This is a genomic window from Antarctobacter sediminis (genome assembly GCF_019218285.1).
Taxonomy (GTDB): Bacteria; Pseudomonadota; Alphaproteobacteria; order Rhodobacterales; family Rhodobacteraceae; genus Antarctobacter; species Antarctobacter sediminis.
The window spans coordinates 88,347-112,707 of record NZ_JAHUZG010000007.1; the positions used below are offsets into that span (position 1 = coordinate 88,347).

The 24,361-nt window shown below is 63.6% G+C and carries 25 protein-coding genes; 19 read left to right on the plus strand and 6 right to left on the minus strand.

Annotation, left to right across the window (positions count from 1 at the left end):
* Positions 1 to 70: 70 nt before the first annotated feature.
* Together secG and pyrG are read left to right on the plus strand one after the other, a co-directional pair.
* Positions 71 to 451: a preprotein translocase subunit SecG gene (gene secG / locus KJP30_RS22820; protein ID WP_218451845.1), complete on the plus strand. Its 381-nt coding sequence runs from the start codon at positions 71 to 73 to the stop codon at positions 449 to 451.
* 184 nt (positions 452 to 635) lie between these two features.
* Positions 636 to 2,279 (plus strand): CTP synthase, encoded by a 1,644-nt coding sequence (gene pyrG, locus KJP30_RS22825; protein WP_218451846.1) that lies wholly within the window; start codon positions 636 to 638, stop codon positions 2,277 to 2,279.
* A gap of 173 nt (positions 2,280 to 2,452) precedes the next feature.
* Here the strand turns inward: pyrG and KJP30_RS22830 are convergent, their stop codons facing one another.
* Positions 2,453 to 2,956, minus strand: a complete 504-nt coding sequence (locus KJP30_RS22830; protein WP_218451847.1) for a hypothetical protein — start codon at positions 2,954 to 2,956, stop codon at positions 2,453 to 2,455.
* Positions 2,957 to 3,078: 122 nt separating this feature from the next.
* Here KJP30_RS22830 and KJP30_RS22835 point away from each other — a divergent pair, with 122 nt between their 5' ends.
* The 6 genes from KJP30_RS22835 to KJP30_RS22860 all read left to right on the plus strand — a co-directional run bounded on the left by KJP30_RS22835 (position 3,079) and on the right by KJP30_RS22860 (position 7,235).
* Complete coding sequence (locus tag KJP30_RS22835) at positions 3,079 to 3,870, plus strand: 23S rRNA (adenine(2030)-N(6))-methyltransferase RlmJ (protein WP_218451848.1); 792 nt, start codon at positions 3,079 to 3,081, stop codon at positions 3,868 to 3,870.
* Positions 3,871 to 3,923: 53 nt separating this feature from the next.
* The gene (locus KJP30_RS22840) at positions 3,924 to 4,367 is read left to right on the plus strand and encodes a tellurite resistance TerB family protein (protein ID WP_218451849.1); all 444 of its coding nucleotides are present in this window, start codon (positions 3,924 to 3,926) and stop codon (positions 4,365 to 4,367) included.
* Positions 4,368 to 4,407: 40 nt separating this feature from the next.
* Complete coding sequence (locus tag KJP30_RS22845; protein WP_218451850.1) at positions 4,408 to 4,848, plus strand: tellurite resistance TerB family protein; 441 nt, start codon at positions 4,408 to 4,410, stop codon at positions 4,846 to 4,848.
* On the plus strand, positions 4,845 to 5,570 hold the full coding sequence (locus tag KJP30_RS22850) for a PhnD/SsuA/transferrin family substrate-binding protein (protein WP_218451851.1): 726 nt from the start codon (positions 4,845 to 4,847) through the stop codon (positions 5,568 to 5,570). Before KJP30_RS22845 ends, KJP30_RS22850 begins: the two co-directional genes overlap by 4 nt.
* A gap of 98 nt (positions 5,571 to 5,668) precedes the next feature.
* Positions 5,669 to 6,442, plus strand: coding sequence for an ABC transporter ATP-binding protein (locus KJP30_RS22855; protein WP_218451896.1), 774 nt, complete (start codon positions 5,669 to 5,671; stop codon positions 6,440 to 6,442).
* Between the two features lie 67 nt (positions 6,443 to 6,509).
* Complete coding sequence (locus KJP30_RS22860) at positions 6,510 to 7,235, plus strand: transporter substrate-binding domain-containing protein (RefSeq protein ID WP_218451852.1); 726 nt, start codon at positions 6,510 to 6,512, stop codon at positions 7,233 to 7,235.
* 43 nt (positions 7,236 to 7,278) lie between these two features.
* On the opposite strand, the gene KJP30_RS22865 is transcribed toward KJP30_RS22860, so the two are convergent.
* Positions 7,279 to 7,545: a hypothetical protein gene (locus tag KJP30_RS22865; RefSeq protein ID WP_218451853.1), complete on the minus strand. Its 267-nt coding sequence runs from the start codon at positions 7,543 to 7,545 to the stop codon at positions 7,279 to 7,281.
* Positions 7,546 to 7,675: 130 nt separating this feature from the next.
* Between KJP30_RS22865 and KJP30_RS22870 the strand changes: the two genes are divergently transcribed.
* The 7 genes from KJP30_RS22870 to KJP30_RS22900 all read left to right on the plus strand — a co-directional run bounded on the left by KJP30_RS22870 (position 7,676) and on the right by KJP30_RS22900 (position 15,728).
* Positions 7,676 to 8,557 (plus strand): ABC transporter permease, encoded by an 882-nt coding sequence (locus KJP30_RS22870; protein WP_218451854.1) that lies wholly within the window; start codon positions 7,676 to 7,678, stop codon positions 8,555 to 8,557.
* Positions 8,554 to 9,360 carry an ABC transporter permease gene (locus KJP30_RS22875; protein ID WP_218451855.1) on the plus strand — a complete coding sequence of 269 codons (807 nt, stop codon included), beginning with the start codon at positions 8,554 to 8,556 and terminating at the stop codon, positions 9,358 to 9,360. Before KJP30_RS22870 ends, KJP30_RS22875 begins: the two co-directional genes overlap by 4 nt.
* A gap of 133 nt (positions 9,361 to 9,493) precedes the next feature.
* A complete protein-coding gene (locus tag KJP30_RS22880) occupies positions 9,494 to 10,840 on the plus strand; it encodes a glutamine synthetase family protein (protein WP_218451856.1) in 1,347 nt (448 codons plus the stop codon).
* Positions 10,841 to 10,888: 48 nt separating this feature from the next.
* Entirely contained in the window at positions 10,889 to 11,587 is a 699-nt protein-coding gene (locus KJP30_RS22885) for a type 1 glutamine amidotransferase (RefSeq protein WP_218451857.1), read from the plus strand.
* A gap of 17 nt (positions 11,588 to 11,604) precedes the next feature.
* Positions 11,605 to 12,978: a glutamine synthetase family protein gene (locus KJP30_RS22890; protein ID WP_218451858.1), complete on the plus strand. Its 1,374-nt coding sequence runs from the start codon at positions 11,605 to 11,607 to the stop codon at positions 12,976 to 12,978.
* 117 nt (positions 12,979 to 13,095) lie between these two features.
* A complete protein-coding gene (locus KJP30_RS22895) occupies positions 13,096 to 14,397 on the plus strand; it encodes an NAD(P)/FAD-dependent oxidoreductase (protein WP_218451859.1) in 1,302 nt (433 codons plus the stop codon).
* Positions 14,398 to 14,534: 137 nt separating this feature from the next.
* On the plus strand, positions 14,535 to 15,728 hold the full coding sequence (locus KJP30_RS22900) for a DegT/DnrJ/EryC1/StrS family aminotransferase (RefSeq protein WP_218451860.1): 1,194 nt from the start codon (positions 14,535 to 14,537) through the stop codon (positions 15,726 to 15,728).
* 124 nt (positions 15,729 to 15,852) lie between these two features.
* On the opposite strand, the gene phaR is transcribed toward KJP30_RS22900, so the two are convergent.
* Together phaR and xseA are read right to left on the minus strand one after the other, a co-directional pair.
* Entirely contained in the window at positions 15,853 to 16,398 is a 546-nt protein-coding gene (gene phaR / locus KJP30_RS22905; RefSeq protein WP_218451861.1) for a polyhydroxyalkanoate synthesis repressor PhaR, read from the minus strand.
* Positions 16,399 to 16,500: 102 nt separating this feature from the next.
* On the minus strand, positions 16,501 to 18,042 hold the full coding sequence (gene xseA / locus KJP30_RS22910) for an exodeoxyribonuclease VII large subunit (RefSeq protein ID WP_218451862.1): 1,542 nt from the start codon (positions 18,040 to 18,042) through the stop codon (positions 16,501 to 16,503).
* Positions 18,043 to 18,201: 159 nt separating this feature from the next.
* Between xseA and purD the strand changes: the two genes are divergently transcribed.
* The 3 genes from purD to KJP30_RS22925 are packed head-to-tail and all read left to right on the plus strand — an operon-like array spanning position 18,202 to position 21,036.
* Positions 18,202 to 19,467, plus strand: coding sequence for a phosphoribosylamine--glycine ligase (purD, locus tag KJP30_RS22915; RefSeq protein WP_218451863.1), 1,266 nt, complete (start codon positions 18,202 to 18,204; stop codon positions 19,465 to 19,467).
* A complete protein-coding gene (locus KJP30_RS22920) occupies positions 19,460 to 20,038 on the plus strand; it encodes a hypothetical protein (protein WP_218451864.1) in 579 nt (192 codons plus the stop codon). Before purD ends, KJP30_RS22920 begins: the two co-directional genes overlap by 8 nt.
* A 47-nt stretch (positions 20,039 to 20,085) precedes the next feature.
* Positions 20,086 to 21,036 carry a DMT family transporter gene (locus KJP30_RS22925; protein ID WP_218451865.1) on the plus strand — a complete coding sequence of 317 codons (951 nt, stop codon included), beginning with the start codon at positions 20,086 to 20,088 and terminating at the stop codon, positions 21,034 to 21,036.
* Here KJP30_RS22925 and KJP30_RS22930 read toward each other — a convergent pair.
* On the minus strand, positions 20,957 to 21,643 hold the full coding sequence (locus tag KJP30_RS22930) for a thiamine diphosphokinase (RefSeq protein ID WP_218451866.1): 687 nt from the start codon (positions 21,641 to 21,643) through the stop codon (positions 20,957 to 20,959). The genes KJP30_RS22925 and KJP30_RS22930 overlap by 80 nt on opposite strands.
* A 127-nt stretch (positions 21,644 to 21,770) precedes the next feature.
* On the opposite strand from KJP30_RS22930, the gene KJP30_RS22935 reads away from it, so the two are divergent.
* Entirely contained in the window at positions 21,771 to 23,972 is a 2,202-nt protein-coding gene (locus KJP30_RS22935) for a hypothetical protein (protein ID WP_218451867.1), read from the plus strand.
* Positions 23,973 to 24,105: 133 nt separating this feature from the next.
* Here the strand turns inward: KJP30_RS22935 and KJP30_RS22940 are convergent, their stop codons facing one another.
* A complete protein-coding gene (locus tag KJP30_RS22940) occupies positions 24,106 to 24,333 on the minus strand; it encodes a DUF2842 domain-containing protein (protein WP_218451868.1) in 228 nt (75 codons plus the stop codon).
* Positions 24,334 to 24,361 lie beyond the last annotated feature (28 nt).

Genomic DNA, 24,361 nt, shown 5'->3' on the forward strand with positions numbered 1-24,361 from the left:
ACACATCGCTTGCACCCAGTGGCTGCTTCGCCTACATGACCCCGAAACCGACCGAACAGACGCAGGCCCCATGGAAAACGTCATCCTCATCGTCCATCTTCTTCTGGCTCTTGGCCTGATCGGCGTCGTGCTTCTGCAACGCAGTGAGGGCGGCGGCCTGGGGATTGGCGGCGGCGGTGCCATGAGCCAGCGTGCGCCCCTGACGGCGCTTGGCAAACTGACGTGGATCCTTGCGGCCAGCTTTATTGTGACCTCGATCACGCTGACCATCATCGCAGCCCAGAACGCCTCGGGCAGCTCGATCCTTGACCGTCTCGGCGCTCCGGGCCCGGAAGAGACCCAGCCCGCACCGGCTCCGGGTCTTGGCGGTATCGATCCCAATTCGCTGATTCCGCCGCCTTCGGCGGACGGCGCGGACCCTGATGCGCCGCTGGTGCCCAAGGCCGACTGATCTCCCTACTAGGGTTTGAACGCAGATAACCAACCGCAACAGCATCTTGCGGTTGGCTGGACAAATCTTTGCGAATCCGCTATCGCTTTAATCCCGTGATGCTGCTGTCCCGTGGGACAGCGGGATGGCAAGAATTGGGTCTTTGACGGGCCCGCTCACACGCAGAATTCACGGGGTCGCCCTCATGGCACGCTTCATCTTCATCACCGGTGGTGTGGTCTCTTCGCTTGGCAAGGGGCTGGCATCGGCCGCCCTTGGCGCATTGCTTCAGGCGCGCGGCTTTTCAGTCCGCCTGCGCAAGCTTGACCCCTATCTGAACGTCGATCCCGGCACCATGTCGCCCTTTGAACATGGTGAGGTCTTTGTCACCGACGATGGCGCGGAAACCGATCTGGACCTTGGGCATTATGAACGCTTTACCGGCGTTCCGGCACGCAAAACCGATTCCGTTTCATCCGGCCGCATCTATACCAACGTGCTGGAGAAAGAGCGCCGCGGCGACTACCTTGGCAAGACGATCCAGGTGATCCCCCACGTCACCAACGAGATCAAGGATTTCATCTCGATCGGTGAGGATGAGGTCGACTTCATGCTCTGCGAGATCGGCGGCACGGTCGGCGACATCGAGGGCCTGCCCTTCTTCGAGGCGATCCGCCAGTTCAGTCAGGACAAGCCGCGCGGCCAGTGTATCTTCATGCACCTGACCCTGCTGCCCTACATCAAGGCCAGCGGCGAGCTGAAGACCAAGCCGACCCAGCACTCGGTCAAGGAACTCCGCTCCATCGGTCTGGCGCCCGACATCCTTGTCTGCCGCTCCGAGGGCCCGATTCCCCAGAAGGAACGCGAAAAGCTGGCGCTTTTCTGCAACGTCCGCCCCGACAGCGTGATTGCCGCGCAGGATCTTTCGTCGATCTACGATGCGCCGCTGGCCTATCACCGCGAAGGGCTGGACCAGGCGGTTCTGGATGCCTTCCAGATCAGCCCCGCGCCCAAGCCTGACCTGACCAAATGGGAAGACGTCAGCGACCGCATCCACAACCCCGAGGGTGAAGTCACCGTCGCCATCGTCGGCAAATACGTGCAGCTTGAGGACGCCTATAAATCCATCGCCGAGGCGTTGACCCACGGTGGCATGGCGAACCGGGTCAAGGTCAATGTCGAATGGGTCGATGCCGAGACATTCGAAGGCGAAGACCCCGCCCCACATCTGGAAAAATACGATGCGATCCTCGTGCCCGGCGGCTTTGGCGAACGCGGCACCGAGGGCAAGATCAAGGCGGCGCAATTCGCCCGCGAACACAAGGTGCCCTACCTCGGCATCTGCCTTGGTATGCAGATGGCCGTCATCGAGGCCGCGCGCAACGTGGCCGGCGTGGCCAAGGCCGGGTCCGAGGAATTCGACCATGAGGCCGGCGAAAAACGGTTCGAACCGGTGGTCTACCACCTCAAGGAATGGGTGCAGGGCAACGAAAAGGTCAACCGCCGCCCCGACGATGCCAAAGGCGGCACCATGCGGCTGGGTGCCTATGACGCGGTGCTCAGCGAAGGCTCCAAGGTGGCCAAGGTCTATGGCACCAACGCCATCGACGAACGCCACCGCCACCGCTACGAGGTGGACATCGCCTACAAGGACCAACTGGAAACCTGCGGCCTTGTCTTCTCCGGCATGTCGCCCGACGGTCGCCTGCCCGAGATCGTGGAATGGCCCGACCACCCCTGGTTCATCGGCGTACAATTCCACCCGGAATTGAAGTCGAAACCCTTTGACCCGCACCCCCTGTTCCGCGATTTTGTGCGGGCGGCGAAAGAGGTGTCGCGGTTGGTCTAGGACGGACTGACCGCCCATTTGGCCCCACTCCTCACCGCGCGCGACATTTGCCTTCGTTTCGGTAAAAAGTAAGGCGGAAAACATGCGCCTGCCGGACGGCTTCCGGCACGCTTGCCCCGGTCCAAGCCGTCGGCTGCGCATTCATGGCGCACCACTAAGAATGCCGGGCACGCCTATCCCAAGACCAAGCTAAAGATACAGCCCCAGCCGGTCTGGGCCGTGCCCGGCGCACAAAAGCCCACCCCGATGCGGCCCACGAACATGTAGACGAAGCCAAGAAAGGCAAAGCCGTGGGTAAAGCGCACCAGCCGGGGCCGGTTGTCATGGGCCGTCCTGGTCAGCGCGCCGTTGATGTCCGGGAAGGATCGGTTCAGGCGGCGGAACTCGCGGCTCATGGTGATGGCGATGTCATAGTGCTGCCGCAGGGCCTGGGCGTTGACATAGGTAAAGACCGCGATGGCCAGCGCAAAGAGGCCGGCAAAGGACATCCCGATCTCTCCCTGATAGAAATGCAGGAAGCCGAAAAGCGGGATGTAGGATGTGATGAACATCCCCCAGATGAAGTCGATCTTTTGCCAGATCATCACGTAGACGCGAAGGTACTCCAGCAGTTCCTTTTCCCGCGCCTCGCGGTCGACAACGCCCTGCACGCCCGCCTGCCCCATCAAATCATCCATAAAAAACCGGTTTTCACCGGTGCCATGGTCCTTGGTGATAGCGGACCTTGACGAATGCGCAAGCCGGCATGCGTCGCGGCAAGCCCCTTGCCTGCCCCGCTGCTTGGGATTAGGGCGCTTGCATGCTGTCCTATCAACATGCCTATCACGCGGGAAACATGGCCGATGTGCACAAGCACGCGGCGCTTGCTTGGGTGGTCGACTATCTCACGCGCAAACCCAAACCGCTCAGCTATCTCGAAACCCATACGGGTCGGGGGCTGTACGACCTCTCGGGCGCGGCGGCCCGCAAGACCGGCGAGGCGGCCAAGGGGATCGCCCTTGCGCAGTCGTGGTTTGACGAAGATCATCCCTATGCCCGCGCCATGGCGCAGGTGCGCGCAGATCATGGGCCAGATGCCTATCCCGGCTCTCCACTGATCGCCCGGACCCTGCTGCGAGAGGCGGACCGCCTGCATCTGGCCGAACTGCACCCACAGGAAAACGCGGCGCTGACCGCCGCACTCAGGGCACCCAATACCCGGATCTACCAACAAGACGGGTTTGACATGGCACAAAGCCTTTGCCCGCCGGATCCTCGCCGAGGGCTGATGCTGATCGACCCCAGTTGGGAGGTGAAGGCAGATTACGCCAAGCTGCCCGGCTGGATGGCCTCGATCGCCAGAAAATGGAACGTCGGCATCCAGATCCTTTGGTATCCGATCCTTACGGACGGGGCGCATGTGCCCATGTTGCGCCAGCTGGAACAGTCTTTTCCGGATGGGCTGCGGCACGAAGTGGGCTTTCCCCCGGCGCGCGACGGACACCGGATGGTGGGATCGGGTCTTTTTGTGGTGAACCCGCCTTGGGGGCTGGATGAGGCACTGGCGACACTGGGCAAGCAATTCGGAACAATCGCCCGTCGCAAGAGGTGACGCCCACGCGCACCCTGTGCTAACCAGCGGAAAACACTCACCGGGATCCGGTCATGTTCGAGCGACTCAAAGCCTTTTTCCACAGCAGCCCACGGCAACCCAAACCGCTACCCGAACCCGATGCCAAGCTGGCGCTTGGAACATTGCTGGTCCGCGTGGCGCAGGCGGACAAGACCTATCTCTTCGAAGAAATCAGCCAGATCGACCGCACGCTGTCCAAGGCCTTTGGTCTGAACCCGGTCGAGGCGGCCAAGATGCGCGCGACCTGTGAACGGCTGGCCCATGAGATCACCGACGACGCCCGCATGACGGCTCTGATCCGCGAAAATGTCGATTATGCGCACCGGGTCGAAACAGTGCAGGCCCTGTGGCAGGTGGCATGGGCCGATGGCATCACCGATGCGCGCGAAGCGGCGCTGGTGCAACTGGTCGAAGAACAGCTTGGCGTGGCAAGCCACGACAACGAAGCCGCCCGCAGCGCAGCCGTGATCCCCTGACCATTTGTGCCCGCCCTGTCGCAGGCCTATATCGCAAAACATGTTTGCAGATTTCCTCAAACGCCTGACGGCGCCCGACCCCGCCCCGCTTCCCGATGCGGACGCCCGCCTTGCGCTGACTGCTTTGCTTGTGCGCGTCGCCCGTTCGGATGGCACCTTTGATGACAGCGAGCGGGACCGGATCGACCGAATTCTGGCCGCCCGCTATGGCCTGTCGCCCTTCGAGTCGGCGCGCCTGCGCAGCGAGGGCGAGGCGCTGGAGGCAGAAGCCCCCGACACCGTGCGCTTTACCCGCGCGATCAAGGATGCCGTGCCCTACGATGACCGGATCGGCGTGATCGAGGCACTGTGGCAGGTGGTTCTGGCCGACGGCGTGCGCGACGCCGAAGAAGACGCCCTGTTGCGGCTGGTCTCGAACCTGCTGGGGATCCGCGACATCGACAGTGCGCGCGCCCGTCAAAGAGTGGAGAAACAATCGTGACCGCAAGCCTTCCGATGTATTGGTGGCCGGAAAATGCCGCGGCCTGGACCCGGTTTTGGCAAGAGTTGCGGTCGCTCATGCCCGAATTGCCCCCGATCACCGCCCCCGAGGACCTGCCTTCGGACTGGTATCTGCATTGGGGCGCGCCGGACCTGAAACTGTCGCATGTCTGCGGCCTGCCCTTTGCCAGCCATTTCCTTGATCAGGTGACCTATGTCGCCTCATTCGACTTTGACCTGCCGGACACGCCCGCCGGGTGGTATCATTCGGTGGTCGTGACCCGACGCGGCGAAACCCGCCCGCGTGAGGAATTGCGTCTGGCCTATAATTCAGCCGACAGCCAGTCGGGCTGGGGCTCGACCCGCGGACATCCATTTGCGGGCTATCTGGCAACCGGCGCGCATCGCGAATCCGCTGCTGCCGTGGCTGATGGGCGTGCTGACGTGGCCTATATCGACGCCGTTAGCTGGCGCATCCTGTCCCGCATGTGCCCCGCCATGGCAGAACCGTTGGAGGCGGTTGCTCGCACCACGCCGACCCCGGGCCTCGCATTGATCGCCGCAAGGGGGATTGACCCAGACCCCTTGCGCGCGGCGCTTGGGACCGCGCTGGAACGGTTGGGCGAAGAGGATCGCTTTGCCATGGGCGGGCCGGTTGGTTTGGCCGTTCTGCCGACGGATTCCTACCGCGCCCTGCCGATCCCGGCACCAGTCCCGGCCTGACCCAAGGTCACAAGGGCCTTTTTGGCCCTCCACCCCTTGCAAAACAGGGCGGTTTGCGGATTGATACCCGGCAATCTGACGCAGATGTGAGTGATCACTTGTCCGAAACACCCGTTATCGAGATCCGCAACCTTCACAAGGCCTATGGGTCGCTCGAAGTGCTGAAAGGCGTCGACATCCGGGCCGACAAGGGCTGTGTGATTTCGCTGATCGGATCTTCGGGGTCAGGCAAGTCCACTCTGCTGCGATGCTGCAACCTGCTGGAAGACAGCCAACAAGGTGAAATCCTGTTCAAGGGCGAACCGGTCCACTGGAAGGGTCAGGGGCACGACCGCCGCCCCGGCGACCCCAAGCAGGTGCTGCGAATTCGCACCAATCTTTCCATGGTGTTCCAGCAGTTCAATCTGTGGGCCCATATGACCATCCTGCAAAACGTGATGGAGGCACCGGTTACCGTGCTGGGCCGTGATCGCGCGCAGGTTGAACAGGCGGCACGGGGCTATCTGGAAAAAGTCGGGATCGGCGACAAATGCGATGCCTATCCGGCCCAGCTGTCCGGCGGCCAGCAACAGCGCGCCGCCATTGCGCGTGCGCTGTGCATGGAACCCGAGGCGCTGTTGTTTGACGAGCCGACATCGGCGCTGGACCCTGAACTGGAACAGGAAGTTGTCCGCGTCATCAAATCGCTGGCACAGGAAGGGCGCACGATGATCATCGTGACCCACGACATGAAGATGGCCTCGGATGTAAGCGACCACGTGGTCTTTTTGCATCAGGGCCTGATCGAGGAACAGGGCCCGCCGGAAACGCTGTTCGGCGCGCCCAAGTCGGAGCGGCTGAGGGGCTTCCTCAAGTCGACCGTCCACGCCTAGACCGTTTTTCGCGGTCCACATTCTGCAACCGGGGCATCGCCACCGGAGAACAACCAGGGAGACACCAATGAAAAAACTGATGATCGGAACCGCCGCACTGGCGATGCTGGCAGGCGCTGCCTTTGCCGAAAGCCATTCCGTCGTGCGCATGGGCACCGAGGGCGCTTATGCCCCCTACAACTTCATCAACGACGCGGGCGAAGTGGACGGTTTCGAGCGTGAACTGGGCGACGAACTGTGCAAACGCGCCGAACTGACCTGCGAATGGGTCACCAACGAGTGGGATTCGATCATCCCGAACCTCGTGTCCGGCAACTACGATACCATCATCGCGGGCATGTCGATCACCGACGAACGTGACGAGGTCATCGACTTTACCCAGAACTACACCCAGCCCGACCCGTCGGCCTTCCTTGCACCCGTTGGCGCAGAACTGGACCTGGAAGGCGGCGTCTTTGCCGCGCAGGCAGGCACCATTCAGGCGTCCTACGTGGCTGAAATGGGTGCGACCCTGGTCGAATTCGCCACCCCCGACGAAACCATCGCCGCTGTTCGCAACGGCGAGGCAGACGCAGTGCTGGCCGACAAGGCCTTTCTTGCGCCCATCGCCGAGGAAGACAGCGAACTGGCCTTTGTGGGCGACGACGTGCTGATCGGCGGCGGCATCGGCATGGGCTTCCGCGAAAGCGACGGTGAACTGCGTGCCAAGTTCGATGCGGCCATCCAGTCCATGAAGGACGACGGCACGCTGAACGCGCTGATCGAAAAATGGGAAGTCGGCGAAACCTTCTGATCCGGTATCGGGGCCGCGGAGGCAATTCCGCGGTCCCGTTTCCTTAGCCGAACGACGGGTCTTCGAACGCCGGAGGCAGAAAGCCAAAGGACGGATCCTCGAAGACCGGCGGGGCCTTCTTGCCAAAGCTGGGATCCTCGAAGGCGACGGGCACCAGAGAGCCCGTGTCAGCATAGTCATAGGACACCACGCCGGGCAGCTTCTTGCCAAAGGACGGGTCCTCGAAGGCAGGCATCGGCGGCTGGAACATCCCGGACCCATTGTCGACAACGGCGGCAATCGGCTTTTTGAAAACAAACGTGTCGGTCATGGCAATTTCCTTTTTCTGGTGAAATTCACCCCGCAAGCCTAACATGATGACGCAACGTCATCGCGCGGGGAATTTTCTGAGAAACGGCGCATGACCGCACATGAAGAACAACAGATGAAAGTGGGCGGGCATGTTCAGCTTCTGCGCTGATCCGGACACCCTTGAAAACTTGGCATGGATGGCCTGCTACCTGACCACGGGCAAGCATATGGCCATCTATTGGTCGGTGGGCACTGTCCTGTTGTTGCTGGCAATCACGGCACCTGTCGCGCTGGCCTTTGGCTTTGCGGGTGCGTCGGCGGCACGGTCACAGTTCCTGCCGGTCAGCCTGCTGGGCCGGGCCTATATCGCCATCGTGCGCGGCGTGCCCGACATTGCCTTTTTCCTGTTCTTCGTCATTGCGCTGGACCAGTTCTTTGAATGGATCCGGCACGAGGTAAAGTGCCCCGACTGGGAACAGTCCATCCGGCAGGGCAATGATTTCGTCGTCTGCCCCGAGGCCAAGCTGCCGTTGGGCAACGCCGCGCAATGGGTGCACGAGACCTATGGCTTTTTCCTTGCCGTGCTGACTTTTGCCATTGTTTTCGGAGCCTTCGCGGCGAATGTCCTGTATGGGGCCATGCGGGCCGTGCCCCGCGCGCAAATGGAAACCGCCGAAGCCTATGGCATGAGCCAGCGGCAGTGTTTCTGGCGCATCCTTGTGCCGCAAATGTGGGTCTATGCCCTGCCCGGCCTGTCGAACCTCTGGATGGTTTTGATCAAGGCGACTCCGCTGCTGTTCCTGCTGGGGGTCGAGGATATCGTTTATTGGGCACGCGAACTTGGCGGGTCCAAAGCGGCGCGCTTTACCGACTATCCGCATGGCGACTGGCGCATGTGGTATTTCCTGGCCTTGCTCATCTTCTACCTCGCTTTTACCCGCGTTTCGGAAATTGTTCTTGACCGGATCATGAAACGCCTCACCCACGGACAGGCCACCATGGGCGGCGAAGCGCAGAGGAAAGCAGCATGAGTTGCTGGGAAACCATCGCCGACTATGGCCTGCGGTCGCTGGGGATTGGCGAACGCCTGTTGCCCCGGGACAACTTCACGCTTTGTCAGCAGGTCACGCTGATCGGGTCGGGGATGATCTGGAACGTCTATTTCGGTGTCATCGCGCTGATCTCCGGGTTCTTTCTTGCGACAGCGGTGGCGCTTGGCAAGGCGGCGTCGAACCCTGTGGCGCGCAAGGCAAGCGAATGGTTCATCTTTGTCTTTCGCGGCAGCCCGCTGTTCATCCAGTTCTTCTTTGCCTATTTTGCCTTCCTCAGCCTCAAATCGGTCTCGCCGATCTTTGACCCGCTGACCTCGGCATGGCTGGGGGCGGCCATCGTGCTGTTCCTGAACACTGCCGCCTATTCCGGAGAGATCTTCTACGGAGCGCTTCTGTCGATCCCCAAGGGCGATATGGAGGCAGCGGATGCCTACGGGTTTTCCGGCTGGACCAAGTTCCGCAAGATCACCTGGCCCACCATGTTGCGGCTGGCCTGGCCCGCCTACACGAACGAGGCGATCTTTCTGTTCCATGCCACGACGCTGGTCTTCTTCTCGGGGTTCCCGGCATGGCGACAAAAGGGCGACGCGCTGTATTACGCCAACTACTTCGCGGACAAGACCTTTAACCCCTTTGTCCCCTATCCGATCCTTGCAGGGTATTTCATCTTTGTGACCTTGATCATCATCACCCTCTTTGGCGTGATGAACCGGCGTCTGAACCGGCACTTGCCGCAGGCGTCGCGCGGGCGGATCAAGCTGCGGATGAACCTTCTGCGCTAACCTCTGGTTACTTTGCGATGCGCAAGAACAGCGCGGCATTGCGCTGCGCGGCGGCTCGTTTGAACGCCCCTCTTGCCGAATGTCGCGGGCTCGCCTATCAATTTGATCAAATTTCAAACACACGAGTCTTCCAATGACCGCCCCCAGCGCAGACTGGCTGCATGACCGCCCGCAAATCCGCACCATCCGAGCCGCCGCTTGTGACGTAAACGGCGTCGCCCGTGGCAAACGCATGCCGATCCCCAGCGCCATCAAGATGCTCAAGGACGGCACGCGCTTTCCCTTTTCGGCGCTGAACGTGGATATTTGGGGCGAGGATATTGCCGACAGCCCGCTGGTCTTTGACAGCGGCGACCGTGACGCGATCCTCTTCCCGACCGAACGCGGCTTTGTGCCCATGCCATGGCTGGAAGCCCCCAGCGCGCTGATCCCGATCTGGATGTTCCACGAGGATGGCCGCCCCTACGAGGGCGACCCGCGCCACGCGCTGTCCTTCGTCCAGAACCGATTTGCCGAAAAAGGTCTGACGCCGGTCGTGGCTGTGGAACTGGAATTCTACCTGATCGACGACAGCCGCCGGCAGTTGCAGGTGCCGGTCAGCCCGCGTTCGGGCAAGCGCCGCGATGCCGCCGAAGTGCTGTCGATCCGGGCGCTGGACGCCTTCGACACGTTCTTTACCGACCTCTACGAAGCCTGCGAGGTTATGGACATCCCTGCCGATACGTTGATTTCCGAGGCCGGGATCGGCCAGTTCGAAGTCAACCTGATGCACCAGCCCGACCCGCTGAAAGCGGCGGATGATGCCTGGCTGTTCAAAATGCTGGTCAAAGGTCTGGCGCGGAAACACGGCTTTGCCGCCAGCTTTATGGCGAAACCCTACGAGGATTATTCCGGCAACGGGATGCACGCGCATTTCAGCGTATTGGACAAGGACGGCAAGAATATCTTCGACAACGGCGGGGCCGAAGGAACGGATGCGCTGCGCCATGCCATTGGCGGCTGTCTTGCCGCGCTGGCGGACAGCACACTGATCTACGCGCCGCATCTGAACAGCTTTGAGCGTCTGGTGCCGGACGCCCATGCGCCCTCGGCGATCTGCTGGGCCTATGACAACCGCACGGCGGCGGTGCGGGTGCCGTCGGGTGCGCCGGTCGCGCGGCGGATCGAACACCGTGTCGCCGGCGGCGACGTGAACCCCTACCTGGCGCTGGCCGCCATCCTTGGTGCTGCGTTGACCGGGCTGGAAGACGGGATCGAACCGCCCGCGCAGATCACCGGAAACGCCTATGATCAGGATCTGCCGCAGATGCCTTCGGACTGGGGCAGCGCCATTGACGCCTTCGACAACAGCACGATCATGCGCCGGATCTTTCCGCAGGAACTGATCCGAAACTTCGTCATGACCAAGCGTCAGGAACTGCGCGACATGGACGAACTGACCAAACATGAACAGATGGAGCTCTACCTCGACACGGTATGAGCTTGCGGCAGGGGATCCCCCTTGCGCCCTTTCGATGATGGATACGTGATGAAAATCGGCATTTTGCAGACCGGTATCGTGGTGCCCGAACTGGCCGAGGAACACGGCCAGTACCCGGATATGTTCATCAAGGTCCTGAAACACGCCGGGTTCGAGTTTCAGGTCTGGGCCGTGGTGAACGGAGAGTTTCCGCCGGGACCAGAGGCCGCCGATGGCTGGCTTGTCACCGGCTCACGGCACGGCGTTTACGAAGATCATGACTGGATCGCGCCGCTGGAGGCGTTCATTCGCCAGATCGTCGCCGCCGGTCGTCCCCTTGTGGGCATCTGTTTCGGCCACCAGGTGATCGCGCAGGCGCTTGGCGGCAAGGTGGTGAAATTCGACGGCGGCTGGTCGATTGGCCCGCAGGTCTATGACTTTGCCGGGCGCGGCCCCAAGACCGTTATGGCTTGGCATCAGGATCAGGTGATCACGCCGCCCGAAGGCGCCGAAACGCTGGCCAGCAATGATTTCTGCGCCCATGCCGCGCTGCTTTATCCCGGTCAGGCCTATACTGTGCAGCCGCACCCCGAATTCGACGGCGGCTTTATCGGCGGATTGATCGAGAGCCGCGGCCCGGGTGTTGTCCCGGACCCGCTATTGCAGGCGGCGCGTGCCGCCAATGACACCCCGCTCGACAGCCCCGAGTTGATCGAGGACCTGATACACTTCCTGAAACACAAGCGGTTGCCGGAGCGCGCCGCCTGAAACACAAAGGACATCCCGTGGATCCGACTTCCCAGAGTGACTGGACCGAAAGCCTTCCCGAAGCTGCCCGCGCCTACCTGGAGGGGCGCAAGCTGGACGAGGTGGAATGCATTGTCTCGGACCTGCCGGGGATCGCCCGCGGAAAGGCCGTGCCCGCGTCGAAATTTGCCCGGCAGGGCTATTTCCACCTGCCGGATTCGATTTTTTATCAAACCATCACTGGCGACTGGGGCGAAGCCGCGGGCGATGACGGGTTCATCGAACGGGACATGATCCTGAAGCCGGACATGAGCACCGCCACCGCCGCGCCCTGGACAGGCGACTGGACCTTGCAGGTGATCCACGACGCTTTTGACCGGCATGACGAGCCGGTGCCTTTCAGCCCGCGCAACGTGCTGAAACGGGTGGTCGCGCTGTACGAAGCGCAGGGTTGGAAACCGGTTGTCGCCCCGGAGATGGAATTCTTTCTCGTGGCGCGCAACCTGGACCCGGCCACGGACATCAAGCCGATGATGGGGCGCTCGGGGCGTCCGGCGGCGGCCCGGCAGGCCTATTCGATGACTGCGGTGGACGAATTTGGCCCGGTGATCGACGACATCTATGATTTCGCCGAGGCACAGGGCTTTGAGATCGACGGCATCACGCAGGAAGGCGGCGCCGGGCAGCTGGAGATCAACCTGCGGCACGGCAGCCCGGTCAAGCTGGCGGACGAGGTGTTCTTTTTCAAACGGCTGATCCGCGAGGCGGCGCTGCGGCACGATTGTTTTGCCACCTTCATGGCCAAGCCGATCGCCGACGAACCCGGCAGCGCCATGCATATCCACCACTCGATCCTCGACATGGAAACCGGGCAGAACCTGTTTTCCGGTCCCCAGGGCGGTGAAACGGACGCTTTCTACCAGTTCATTGGCGGTTTGCAGGCGCATATGCCGGCGGCCATCGCGGTGCTGGCCCCCTATGTGAACAGCTATCGCCGCTACGTGAAAGACCACGCCGCGCCAATCAACCTTGAATGGGGGCGCGACAACCGCACCACCGGTATCCGCATCCCGCTGTCGGGACCCGCCGCGCGACGGGTGGAAAACCGGCTGGCGGGGATGGATTGCAACCCTTACCTCGGGATCGCGGCCTCGCTGGCCTGCGGCTATCTTGGCCTGATGGAAGAACGCCGCCCCTCAAAGCAGTTCCGGGGGGATGCCTATGAGGGCGACGGGGATATTCCGCGCGTGCTGGGACAGGCGCTGGACCTGTTTGACGAGGCGACCGCGCTGCACGAGGTGCTGGGGCCGGAATTCGCCCGGGTCTATTCCATCGTGAAACGCGCCGAATACGAGGAGTTCCTACAGGTGATCTCTCCCTGGGAGCGGGAGCACCTGTTGTTGAACGTGTGATCCGGCGGTGCGCGCTGACGCGCGCGCGGGTTTATCCGGGCGGGGGGCGCTGCCCCCCGGGCTCTGGCGAGCCTCCCCCCGGGATATTTTCGGACAGAAGAAATGACGAGGCCTCTCATGGACCTGCTATTCAGCAATGACCGACGCGGGGCATATCCGGAAAGCTGGTATGCGGCGGTGACGCCGGAGCTGGCGCCTTTCCCGGTGTTGAAGGGCGCGGTCCGGGCCGATGTCTGCATTGTCGGCGGCGGGTTCACGGGCCTGTCGGCGGCGCTGCATCTTGCAGAGGCCGGCGCCGACGTGGTTCTGGTCGAGGCGCATCGCGTGGGGTTCGGTGCCTCGGGGCGGAATGGCGGGCAGCTTGGCTCGGGCCAGCGGCAGGACCAGCAAACGTTGGAGAAGATGGTTGGGCCGGATGCGGCCCGGCGACTTTGGGAACTGGGCGAGGAGGCCAAGGCGCTGGTGCGGGAACTGGCGGTGCGGCACGGGATCGATTGTGATCTGCGGGACGGGATCGCATGGGCCGGATCGTCGGACCGATCGGTTCGCGACCTGCATGCCTATGCCGAGCACATGGACCGGGTCTATGACTACCCGCTGGAGGTGCATGACGCGGCGCGTTTTGCGGCGCTGTGCCCCTCACCCGCTTACAAGGGCGGGGTCGTGGATCGCGGAGCGGCACATCTGAACCCGCTGAAGCTGGCGCTGGGACTGGCGCGGGCGGCGGATCGGGCGGGCGCCCGGATTCATGAGCGCAGCGCCGTGCATCACATCACGCAAGGTCAGAAGGTGACGGTGCAGACCGAAAGCGGGCGCGTCGAAGCGGACCACCTGATCCTGGCCTGCAATGGCTATCTGGGCGGTCTGGACAGGCAGGTTGCGGCGCGGGTCATGCCGATCAACAATTTCGTCGTGGCCACCGAACCGCTGGGCGAGGACGCGGACCGGGTGTTGTCGGAAGAGATCGCCGTGGCCGATGACCGCTTTGTGGTGAATTACTTTCGCCTGTCGCCGGACAAGCGGCTGCTGTTCGGCGGCGGTGAGACCTATGGCTACCGGTTCCCGCAGGACATTCGCGCCAAGGTGCGCAAACCTTTGACCGAGATCTTTCCGCATCTGCGTGATGTGACGCTGACCCACGCATGGGGCGGGACGCTTGCGATCACCATGAAACGCCTGCCGCATCTGGCCCGTCTTGCGCCGAATGTGCTGAGCGCCTCGGGCTATTCCGGGCATGGGTTGGGCAATGCGGTACAGGCGGGCCGGTTGATGGCCGAGGCGGTCCGCGGCCCGTCCGAGGGGTTCGACTGTTTTGCCGCCCTGCCCTGCCCCGCCTTTCCCGGCGGGCCGGCCTTGCGGTCACCTTTGCTGTCGCTTGCCATGACGTGGTTTGCGATGCGCGACCGGCTGGGCATCTAGGCAAAAGACAACTGACAAATGCGCCACACGGGTCGCAGGGCCATTCGCCTGCGACGCTTTTGGCCTTTTCCCGTTTCGGCAACTGTTTTACATTTTCGAAAACCTCAGTTCAGGAATTTGAAAACATGCTTCCGAACATGCACGATGCCGAGCCGATTCCGGCCGAGGCCCGCGCCGAGATCGACCGCCTGCTGCACTCGGGCGACCTGTTCCGCTATACCGCGCCGGAAGACGCCCCCGTTGCCCTGTTGGAACGTGAGTTCGCCGATTTCATGGGGACGAAATACGCGCTGGCGGTGTCGAGTTGTTCCGCCGCGCTGTTCCTGTCGCTGGAGGCGCTGAACCTGCCCAAGGGGGCACGTGTCATGATCCCCGGCTTTACCTTTGCCGCCGTGCCCTCGTCTATCGTGCACGCGGGTCTGGTGCCCGTCCTTTGCGAGGTGGGGGAGAACTATCGCATCGACATGCGCGATTTCGCGGCCCGCCTGCCCGGGGTAGAGGCCGTTATCATCAGCCACATGCGCGGCCATACCTCGGACATGGACACGATCCTTGCGCTTTGCGCCGAGGCCGACGTGCCGGTGATCGAAGACGCAGCGCACAGTCTGGGCACCACCTGGCATGGCCGCAAGATCGGAACGCTTGGCCGGATCGGCTGTTTCAGCTTTCAAAGCTACAAGCTGGTGAATGCCGGTGAGGGGGGCATCCTGGTGACCGATGACGCCGATCTGGTGGCCCGTGCAGTGATCCTGTCCGGCGCCTATGAACACGCCTGGAAAAAGCACCTGCGCCCCGGTGACAATTCCGCCGAACTCGAAGCGGCCTTTGCCCGGTGGCAGAACAAGCTGCCGCTGTACAACCTGCGCATGTCGAACCTGTCCGCCGCGGTGATCCGGCCCCAGCTGCCGCATATCGACCGCCGGGTGAACGATGGCCGCCGCAACCATGACCACGTGGCCGCACGGATCAACGAAAGCCCTTGGATTGAGGTCCCCGACAAACTGGGCCCCGAGGAGCGCGCGCCGGATTCGCTTCAGTTCAACCTGACGGGTATGGACGACGCCGAGGTGCGCGCCTTTGCCGAAGCCGCCGAGGCCGAAGGCGTCAAGGTGCAGGTCTTTGGCTTGAGCCGCGACAACGCCCGCGCCTTCTGGAACTGGCAATTCCTGCCTGAAATGCCAGAGTTGCCGCAGACCCGCGCCATGCTGATGCGCGCCTGCGACACCCGCCTGCCCGCCCGCCTGACACTCACGGACTGCGATGCGGTGGCTGCGGTTCTTGTCCGCGCCGCCGAGCAGGTCATGGCGCCAACACGCGCCTATGGCACCTGAAGGCGGGCCCGCGCCCGACCGCCGCGCTATCGCCGTGGTCGGGCGTGCCATCAGTCAGACACAAAAGAAAAGAGCGGGAGTTCTCCCGCTCTTTTCTTTTTCACCATGCAAGCTTTGTAACGATTTACTTGTCCAGCTTGGACAGCTTCGCCTGAAGATCGGACAGCTGTTTCTTTATGGTTTCGAGGTCTTCCTTGCTTTCCGAGGCAGGCTGCGCGGGCTTGTCGCCCTCTTCTCCCGGGCGCGCCCCGGTCATGGCCTTCAGGAAAGCCTCTTGCTGGGCCTGCATCGCCTCGAACCCCTTGGCCATCGGGTTCATGGAATTGACGTTCTCGAACCATTTCGACTGGCTATCGCGAAACATCTCGAAACTGGCGGCAAGGAACTGCGGCACGGCGCTGGTGGCCTGCGTCGTGTAGCTGCGCACAAGATCCGTCAGAACGTTGATCGGCAGGACGCTTTGGCCCTTGCTTTCATGCTCGGCCACGATTTGCAGCAGGTACTGGCGGGTCAGATCGTCACCCGATTTCAGGTCGACGATCTTGACCTCGCGCCCGTCCCGGATGAACCCGGCGATGTCTTCGAGCGTGACATAGTCGGAGGTCTCCGTGTTATAGAGCCGCCGGCTGGCATAGCGCTTGATGAGAAGCGGTTTTTCACTCTCGGCCACAGGTTACCTCCCAAGGCATTGATGCGTTGCAGCGAATCCTATGCGAGCGCAGAAGAAAAGGAAAGCCTGCGGGTGCTCGTGGCGCAGATCATTGCGCGGCCCTTAGAACAGGCTGCCCTGTTCGGGTGGTTTCGGTTTCTCCGGTTTGCGGGATGAAGACCGTCCGCCAAGCTTAAGCGTTCCATCGGCAAATTCGATCTCCAGCCCGGTGGCCCCGTCAGCCGCGGCCTTGGTCGTCACCACATGGCCATCGCCGCGCACAACGGCATAGCCGCGGCGCAGCGTTTCGCGATAGCCCAGCGTCTCGTGCAGGCGGGCCAGCGCATCCAGACGGGCCTGCATTTCAGCCCGGCGGGTGGTCATCGCCTCCTCCAACCGCCGGGACAGCCCGTCCAGACGCTCCCCCTGAACGGCAATCTCGCGCTGGATGGGACGCGGGGTCAGGCGGTCGGCCCGGCGGCCCAGCGCCTCACGGCGCGCGGCAACAAGACGGGCCAGCGCCGGGGCAATCCGCGACGACCGGTCGGACAGGCGCTGGCGGTCCACCGATATGGCCCGCGTCAGAACCGAAGGGCGCAGGCTCCCCGCCACTTGCGACAAACGCAACTGCCGCCGTTCCACAAGCCGGATCAACGCATGGGGGAGCCGTTCGCCGTGCAGGTCCAACTGCTGGCGCGGACCATCCAACAGGTCCTCGGCCCTGGGCAAGGCCCGCGCCAGATCGCGCAAGCGCTGCCCCCGGGTTTCCAGACGCAGCGTCATGGCGCGTTCTGTCCGCGCACCGAAATCGCGTACGGCGGCGATCAATTCGATCCGCACCGGCACCGCCAGTTCCGCCGCCGCCGTCGGCGTCGGCGCACGGCGGTCCGACACATAGTCGATCAGCGTGGTATCTGTCTCATGACCCACCGCAGAAATCAGCGGAATGTCAGATGCCGCGGCCGCCCGCGCAACGATTTCCTCGTTGAAGCCCCAGAGGTCTTCGACCGATCCGCCCCCCCGCGCCACGATCAGCAGATCGGGCCGTGGCAACGCGCCACCCGGCGTCAACCGGTTGAACCCTTCGATGGCGCGGGCCACCTCGGGCGCGGAATTCGCCCCCTGCACCGCCACCGGCCAGATCAAGACCTTGCGTGGGAAACGATCCCGCAACCGGTGCAGGATATCGCGGATCACCGCCCCCGAAGGCGAGGTCACCACACCGATGATTTCAGGGAGATAGGGCAAGGGCTTCTTGCGCTCAGCCGCAAACAGGCCCTCGGCCTGCAACATCGCCTTGCGTTTCTCCAGCATCGCCATCAGCGCACCTGCCCCGGCTGGGCGGATCTCGTCTATGACGATCTGGTATTTCGACTGCCCCGGGAAAGTGGTCAGCCGCCCGGTGGCAATTACCTCCATACCCTCCTCGGGCATGGTCTGCTGGCGCGCGGCCACGCCTTTCCACATCACGCCGGAAATCACCGAACGGTCATCCTTGAGGTCAAGGTATATGTGCCCGGACCGTGGCCGCGATACGCGCCCCACTTCGCCACGCACCCGGACGTGGCCGAATTCGCCCTCGATCATGCGCTTCACCGCGCCTGAAAGCTCGCTGACGCTGAATTCCGGTGTGTTGCCCGCCGGTCCGTCCTCGATAAGGTCCATGCCGCCTCGCTTGCTCTTGCCTGCGGCTGACCTTAAACGACCCCAAAAGGCCAAGAAACCCCGCGCCCCCAGGTTTCTTCTTGGTCAAAATACTCCGGGGGAGTCGCCAGCGGCGACGGGGGCAGCGCCCCCTTGCCCGCCACAACAAGGAGCGCGCGCGTGAACATCCTCATCCTCGGCAGCGGTGGCCGGGAGCACAGCCTCGCCTGGGCCACGCTTCAGAACCCGAAATGCGACAAGCTGATCGTCGCGCCGGGCAACGCCGGAATCGCCCAGATCGCGGAATGCGCGACGCTCGACATCGAAGATCCGGGAACCGTCGCGGAATTCGCCGGCGAAAATGCCATCGACCTCGTGATCATCGGACCCGAGGCACCGCTGGCCGCCGGCGTTGCGGACCGTCTGCGCGAATCCGGCATCCTTGTCTTCGGGCCCTCGGCGGCGGCGGCCCGGCTGGAGGCCTCGAAAAGCTTCACCAAGGAAATCTGTGCCGCGGTACAGGCCCCAACAGCCGGATACGGGCATTTCACCGACGCCGAAGCCGCCAGGGCCCATATCCGCGCAGAAGGCGCGCCCATCGTGGTCAAGGCCGACGGGCTGGCGGCGGGCAAAGGCGTCATCATCGCGGAAACCGTCGCAGAGGCCTGCGCGGCGGTCGACGACATGTTCGGCGGCGCGTTTGGCGGTGCGGGCGCCGAAGTGGTGATCGAAGAATTCATGACCGGCGAAGAAGCCTCCTTCTTCGTGCTGGTCGACGGGGACACCTGCCTGCCTGTGGGCACTGCGCAGGATCACAAGCGTATCGGCGAAGGCGACACCGGCCCCAATACCGGGGGCATGGGGGCCTATTCCCCGGCGCCCATCATGACCGATGCCGTCACCCAAAAAGCACTGGACGAAATCGTGCGCCCGACAATGGCCGAGATGGTCCGGCGCGGCATGCCCTATCAGGGTGTGCTCTACGTTGGCCTGATGATCGAAAACGGTCAGCCCCGGCTGGTGGAATACAATGTGCGTTTCGGCGATCCGGAATGTCAGGTGCTGATGTTGCGTCTGGGCGCGCAGGCTCTGGACCTGATGCATGCCTGCGCCGAGGGGCGGCTGGCCGAGGCGCAGGTCACATGGGCCGAAGACCACGCCATGACGGTGGTCATGGCCGCCAAAGGGTATCCCGGCAGCTACGCCAAGGGCACGGAAATCCGCGGTCTGGACAGCCTGCCCGAGGACAGCTTCCACATGATGTTCCATGCCGGCACCAAGTCCGAAACCGGGCGTGTTCTGGCCAATGGCGGCCGGGTGCTGAATGCAACCGCCCGCGGCGCGACCCTGCAAGAAGCCCGCGACCGGGCCTATGCGTTGGTCGATGCTGTCGATTGGCCCGAAGGCATTCACCGGCGCGACATTGGCTGGCGCGCGCTTGACTGAGCGTTTCTCCTTCAAGCCCGCGCCCCTGCGCGCGGCGACAGAATGGCGGCTGGAGGGCGATCAGCTTTCCGGCCCGCAAGGGTCGCTTGATCTTGGCACCGTGAACCAAGCCACGCTGGTCGACATGAAGGTACAGTTGATGCGGATGCGGCGTCTGGACCTGTCCAGCCCGGCCGGGATGATCCGCATCGCCATAAACAGCCGCCTCGGCCTGCCCGGCACGCACCCTGACCGGGCCGCGCACCGCGCGCTGTGCCGCGCCGTGGCCGAGCGTCTGGCAGAACGCGCTCCGGATCTACCGGTGCGGATCGGCGAAGGCGGCAGACTGCGCGCGGTCTGGTTCGGGATCGGGCTGCTGGCGCTGGTCATGGGACTGGGGATCGGGATCGCGGCGCTGGCCACCGGCGTTGCTTCGGACCGGATCACCGGCATGGTTCTGCCGCTGGTCGTTCTGGTCCTGTTCGGGGCCTACACCATGTACGGTCACGCCCCATGGCGCCAAAGACCCACCCTCCCGGTCTCTGCCCTGCCCGCGTTGCTGGACAGCATCGACGCCCCCGACGCCACATAGGTGCTTTTGGCGTTTCGCCTTTGACGCGCCGGCGCTAGGCTCCGCGCATGAGTACCCTTGATAACGATCGCCCGCTGCTGGGCATTGGCCTGATGCTGGGCTTCTGTCTGTTGGCGCCTTTTGCCGACGCACTTGCCAAACTGCTGGGGCCGGAAATGGCCGTCGGGCAGCTTGTCACCCTGCGTTTTGCCTTTCAGGCTGCCATCCTCGTTCCCTTGACGTTGGCCACCGGACGGGTCTGGCGCATGGACCGGCGGACCTTTGGCTATGTCTTCCTGCGCACCCTGCTGCACATCTCGGGGATCGGGCTGATGTTCAGCGCGCTGCTTTACCTGCCCTTGGCCGACGCCGTAGCCATCGCCTTTGTCATGCCTTTCATCATGCTTCTGCTGGGCTATTGGTTTCTTGGCGAAGAGGTTGGTCTGCGTCGCATCACGGCCTGCGCGGTGGGTTTTGTCGGCACCCTGCTGGTGGTGCAGCCCGCCTTTACCGAGGTCGGCTGGCCCGCGCTGCTTCCGCTGGGGGTGGCCTTGGTCTTTGCACTGTTCATGCTGGTGACGCGCCGCATCGCCGGTGTCACCGATCCGATCGGGATGCAGGCGGTCTCTGCCGTGATCGCCCTCGCGCTGTTGCTGCCTGTCATGGCGCTGACGCCCGCCGAGCGTCTGCCCGCGCTGGAGTGGACCGCCCCGAATGGGCGCGGCTGGACGCTGATTACGCTGATGGGGATCGCCGGGACCTTTGCACATCTTCTGATGACATGGTCCCTGCGCTATGCGCCTGCATCGACCCTTGCACCGATGCAATACCTTGAAATTCCCTTTGCCACGGCGGTGGGCTTTGCCATCTTTGGTGATCTGCCCGGCCCGCTGGCAAGCCTTGGCATCGCCGTGACCATTGGATCGGGCCTATATATCGTCATGCGCGAACGGGCCATGCAGAAGGCGAGGCCGCCAGCCCCGCAAGCAGTTCACTCAGGCACGCCACCGGCAGGATAAGCATCATTCCCGGCCCGTCCATGGTCAGCCGGACCGGACCGGTGGTCTCGTTCGACGTGCCGATGGTGCCTGCGGTGGTAAAGGTCAACCCGTCGATGGGCCAGCGCAGCCCCTCGGACCGACCGGTCGACGGTGCCATCGGGTATAGCGACAGGCGCGTGCCCGGTTGCAGGTCCAGCGACAGATCCGGCGGACAGATCAGGGCCAGATCCTCGGTCCCGATCAGGATGCAACGCCGGTCCGGGCGCTTGGCCAGAACGGTCATCGCAGCCAGTTGGTGGTCCAACCGCTTGCCAAGAAAGCCATAGCCAAAGACCAGCGGCGCCTCGATATGGCGCAGGCATTTGTCGAAGTCGGTGCTGTCCTGTTCGGTAATGGCCCGCAACACGCCCGGATCCAGTTGCGCCTGCACCGCCGGGTCCAGCGAATCCATGTCACCGTAAACCGCATCGGGCATCCGCCCCAACGCCAGCACCCGCGCCGCGCCGCCATCCGCAGCCACCACCACCTCTGCCGCCCCCAGCGCCTGCCGAAGAACCGCGTCATCGACCTCTCCGCCGCCAACAAGCAGCACCGGGGTCACACTCTGAACAACTTTAGAATTCATGTCAGATTAATGGCGGTTTGCGAAACAGATCACAATCCGGTCACGAAATGATACCCTTGTGGGCACAGAATCGATCAGCTTTCGTCCCGGTCAGCGTGGTAAACACACTGTTGCAGAACGAAAGAAAGTGAGCAGCACGATGGTGAGTTCGAGCAAGATCCTGACCGTGTCCTACGGGACCTTCTCCTGTACTGCCGAAGGGTTCGACGACCCGCTGGAGGCCGTCAAGGAGGCGACTCAATTCTTCCGCGGCGTCGTGGGCGAAGACAGGTTCTTTGGTGCCGAACCGCCGCAGTTCGACCCGGAACTGGCATCGGAATACCTGCGCGACCGTCTGTCCGAACCGGGCAGCGGCACCCTCTCGCTGGGCAGCCCGCCCCGCGTGATGGCGGCTGCCGCCTCGGCCGGGGCCATGGCCGCCGCGATGAAAGGCCCCGCCGAATATGTCGACGACCTGCTGCCCGATGACGACACGATCGAAGCCACTGCCGTTCTGACCGAAACTCCGGAGCCTGCGACCCACGACCTGACTCATGAGGCCGTGCTGGACGATCTGGCTCCCGACGGGACGGAGGCTGCGCCTGCTCCGCAGCCCTCCGCACCGGACGACATCGCGGCCAAGCTGGACCGCATCCGCGCCGTGGTCGCCAGCACATCCGAAGAGGATGACAGTCCAGTGGCCGACGACGCCGACCTGTCAGAGGAGGCCGAGCTTTCAGACCCTCTGTCGGAACAGCCCGATGACAGCGGATTGGAAACCCTGCTGGACGAACTGGTCGTCGAAAGCGGCGATACCGAGGTGGCCGATTTGAACCTGGGTCCGGCGCTGGATGACGCCGATGACGTCCTTGACCTGGACCTTGACGAGGACGGGGAAACGGACAGCGTGCTTGACGCAGCCGTGGCCAGCCTGATGGCGGGCGAACCCCATGGCGATCACGACAGCCCGGTCGCGGACTTGCCACAGGCAGAAGATGCCGCACTGTCCGATCCGACCGAAAGTGACGATCTGGACGCCGCGCTTTCGGCCCTTGCACAGGACGACCAGGACATCGATCCGGCGGCGCTCGAAGCTGCGCTGGACGAGGAATGGGCACCCGAAGCCACCATCGACCCGCTGGCGGACAGCGCCGACGCGGACGACCCCGTCCCGGCGGACACGCCCCCGGTCCGCGCCCGGATCGTAAAGGTCAAGCGCGCCGCCTTTGAACAGGCCATCGATCAGGGCACTCTGGAAGAAGTGGTTGACGATGCCGACGACGGTCTCGACACGCTGGGCGACACCAGCAGCCTCAGCCCCGAGGAAGAAGAAGAACTCGCCCGCGAACTGGCCGCCGTAAAGGCAGAACTGGCCAGCGACTTCGGCGCTTGGGACGAAGACGATGACGCAGCGCCCTCCGGTGTCGCCGCCGCCGTGGCCGAAGCCGAGGAACTGGACGGCGAGGACGAGGACAGCGGGCTGGCCGCTGCCGTGGCCGAGGCGATGCCGGATCAGGACATGCCCCTGCGGTTGGACAATCCCATCACCGACGAACCGGTGGATACGCCGGACATCGACTGGGACGACGACATCGAAGAAACCGTCAAGGACAGCGCCCGCAAGGCCGTCAAGCTGGCCAGCCCCGCCCGCGCCCTGTTGACGGAACGCGAGGTCGGCGACACGGACACCTCTCGCCTGCTGGACCAGACCAACACCGAGATGGACGAACCCGAAGGCAATCGCCGCCGCAGCGCCATCGCCCATCTGCGGGCAGCCGTTGCCGCGACCAAGGCCGACCGTCTATTGGGCCGCAAGGCGGATGCCGCCGAGGAACAGGAACCCTACCGCGAGGATCTGGCCAGCGTGGTGCGCCCGCGCCGCCCGCAAAGCGTCAGCCACAATGTCGCCCGCCCCGCCGCCCCGGCAGAGGCCCCAAGCCCGCTGAAACTGGTGGCGGAACAACGTGTTGCCGGTGAACCGGAAGAGACGGCCACCCCGGTGCGCCCGCGCCGCGTGCGCCGCACCGTGCCCGCGCCCGAACCCCGCCACGCAGCCGAAGCGGGCGATGCCGAAGGTTTCGCCGCCTATGCCCGTGACATGGGTGCGGCGGAATTGCCGGAACTGCTCGAAGCGGCGGCGGCCTACATGTCCTACGTCGAAGGCCGGGACCAATTCTCGCGCCCGCAGCTGATGACCACCCTGCGGCAGGCCGAAGTCACCGACAGTTCGCGCGAGGACCGGCTGCGCAGCTTTGGCCAGCTCCTGCGCGAGGGCAAGATCCGCAAGACCTCGGGCGGCCGTTTCACCGCCGCAGACAGCATCAGCTTCAAACCTGCCGCCAACGGCTGATCCTGTTGCTGAACACACAAAAAGCCCCGCGCCATGACGCGGGGCTTTTTGTTTGGTTCGACGCCCAAAGGGATGGTGGGCGGGGCGATGTTCCGGCCAAAGGCCGGGACGAGCGTCCGTCCCGCCTTCCCGTTCAGTCCTGCGCGTCCGGGTCGGCCTGCCCGACCCCCTTGAAGATCGGCTTCAAGGGAAAGATCCATGCCACGCCGAAAAAGACGTAGATCAGGAATTCCACCGCCACGGGCAGTTGCCACAGCTCCAACCGGCTCAGCACACCCCAAGCCAGCCCGATGTACAGCGGGAACCCGATCACCAGAACCACAAGCGACCAGCGCCTGCGCGCCTTGTAGCTGAGTGCCATTGCTCTTGCTCCTCTCCCCGGGGCGGCG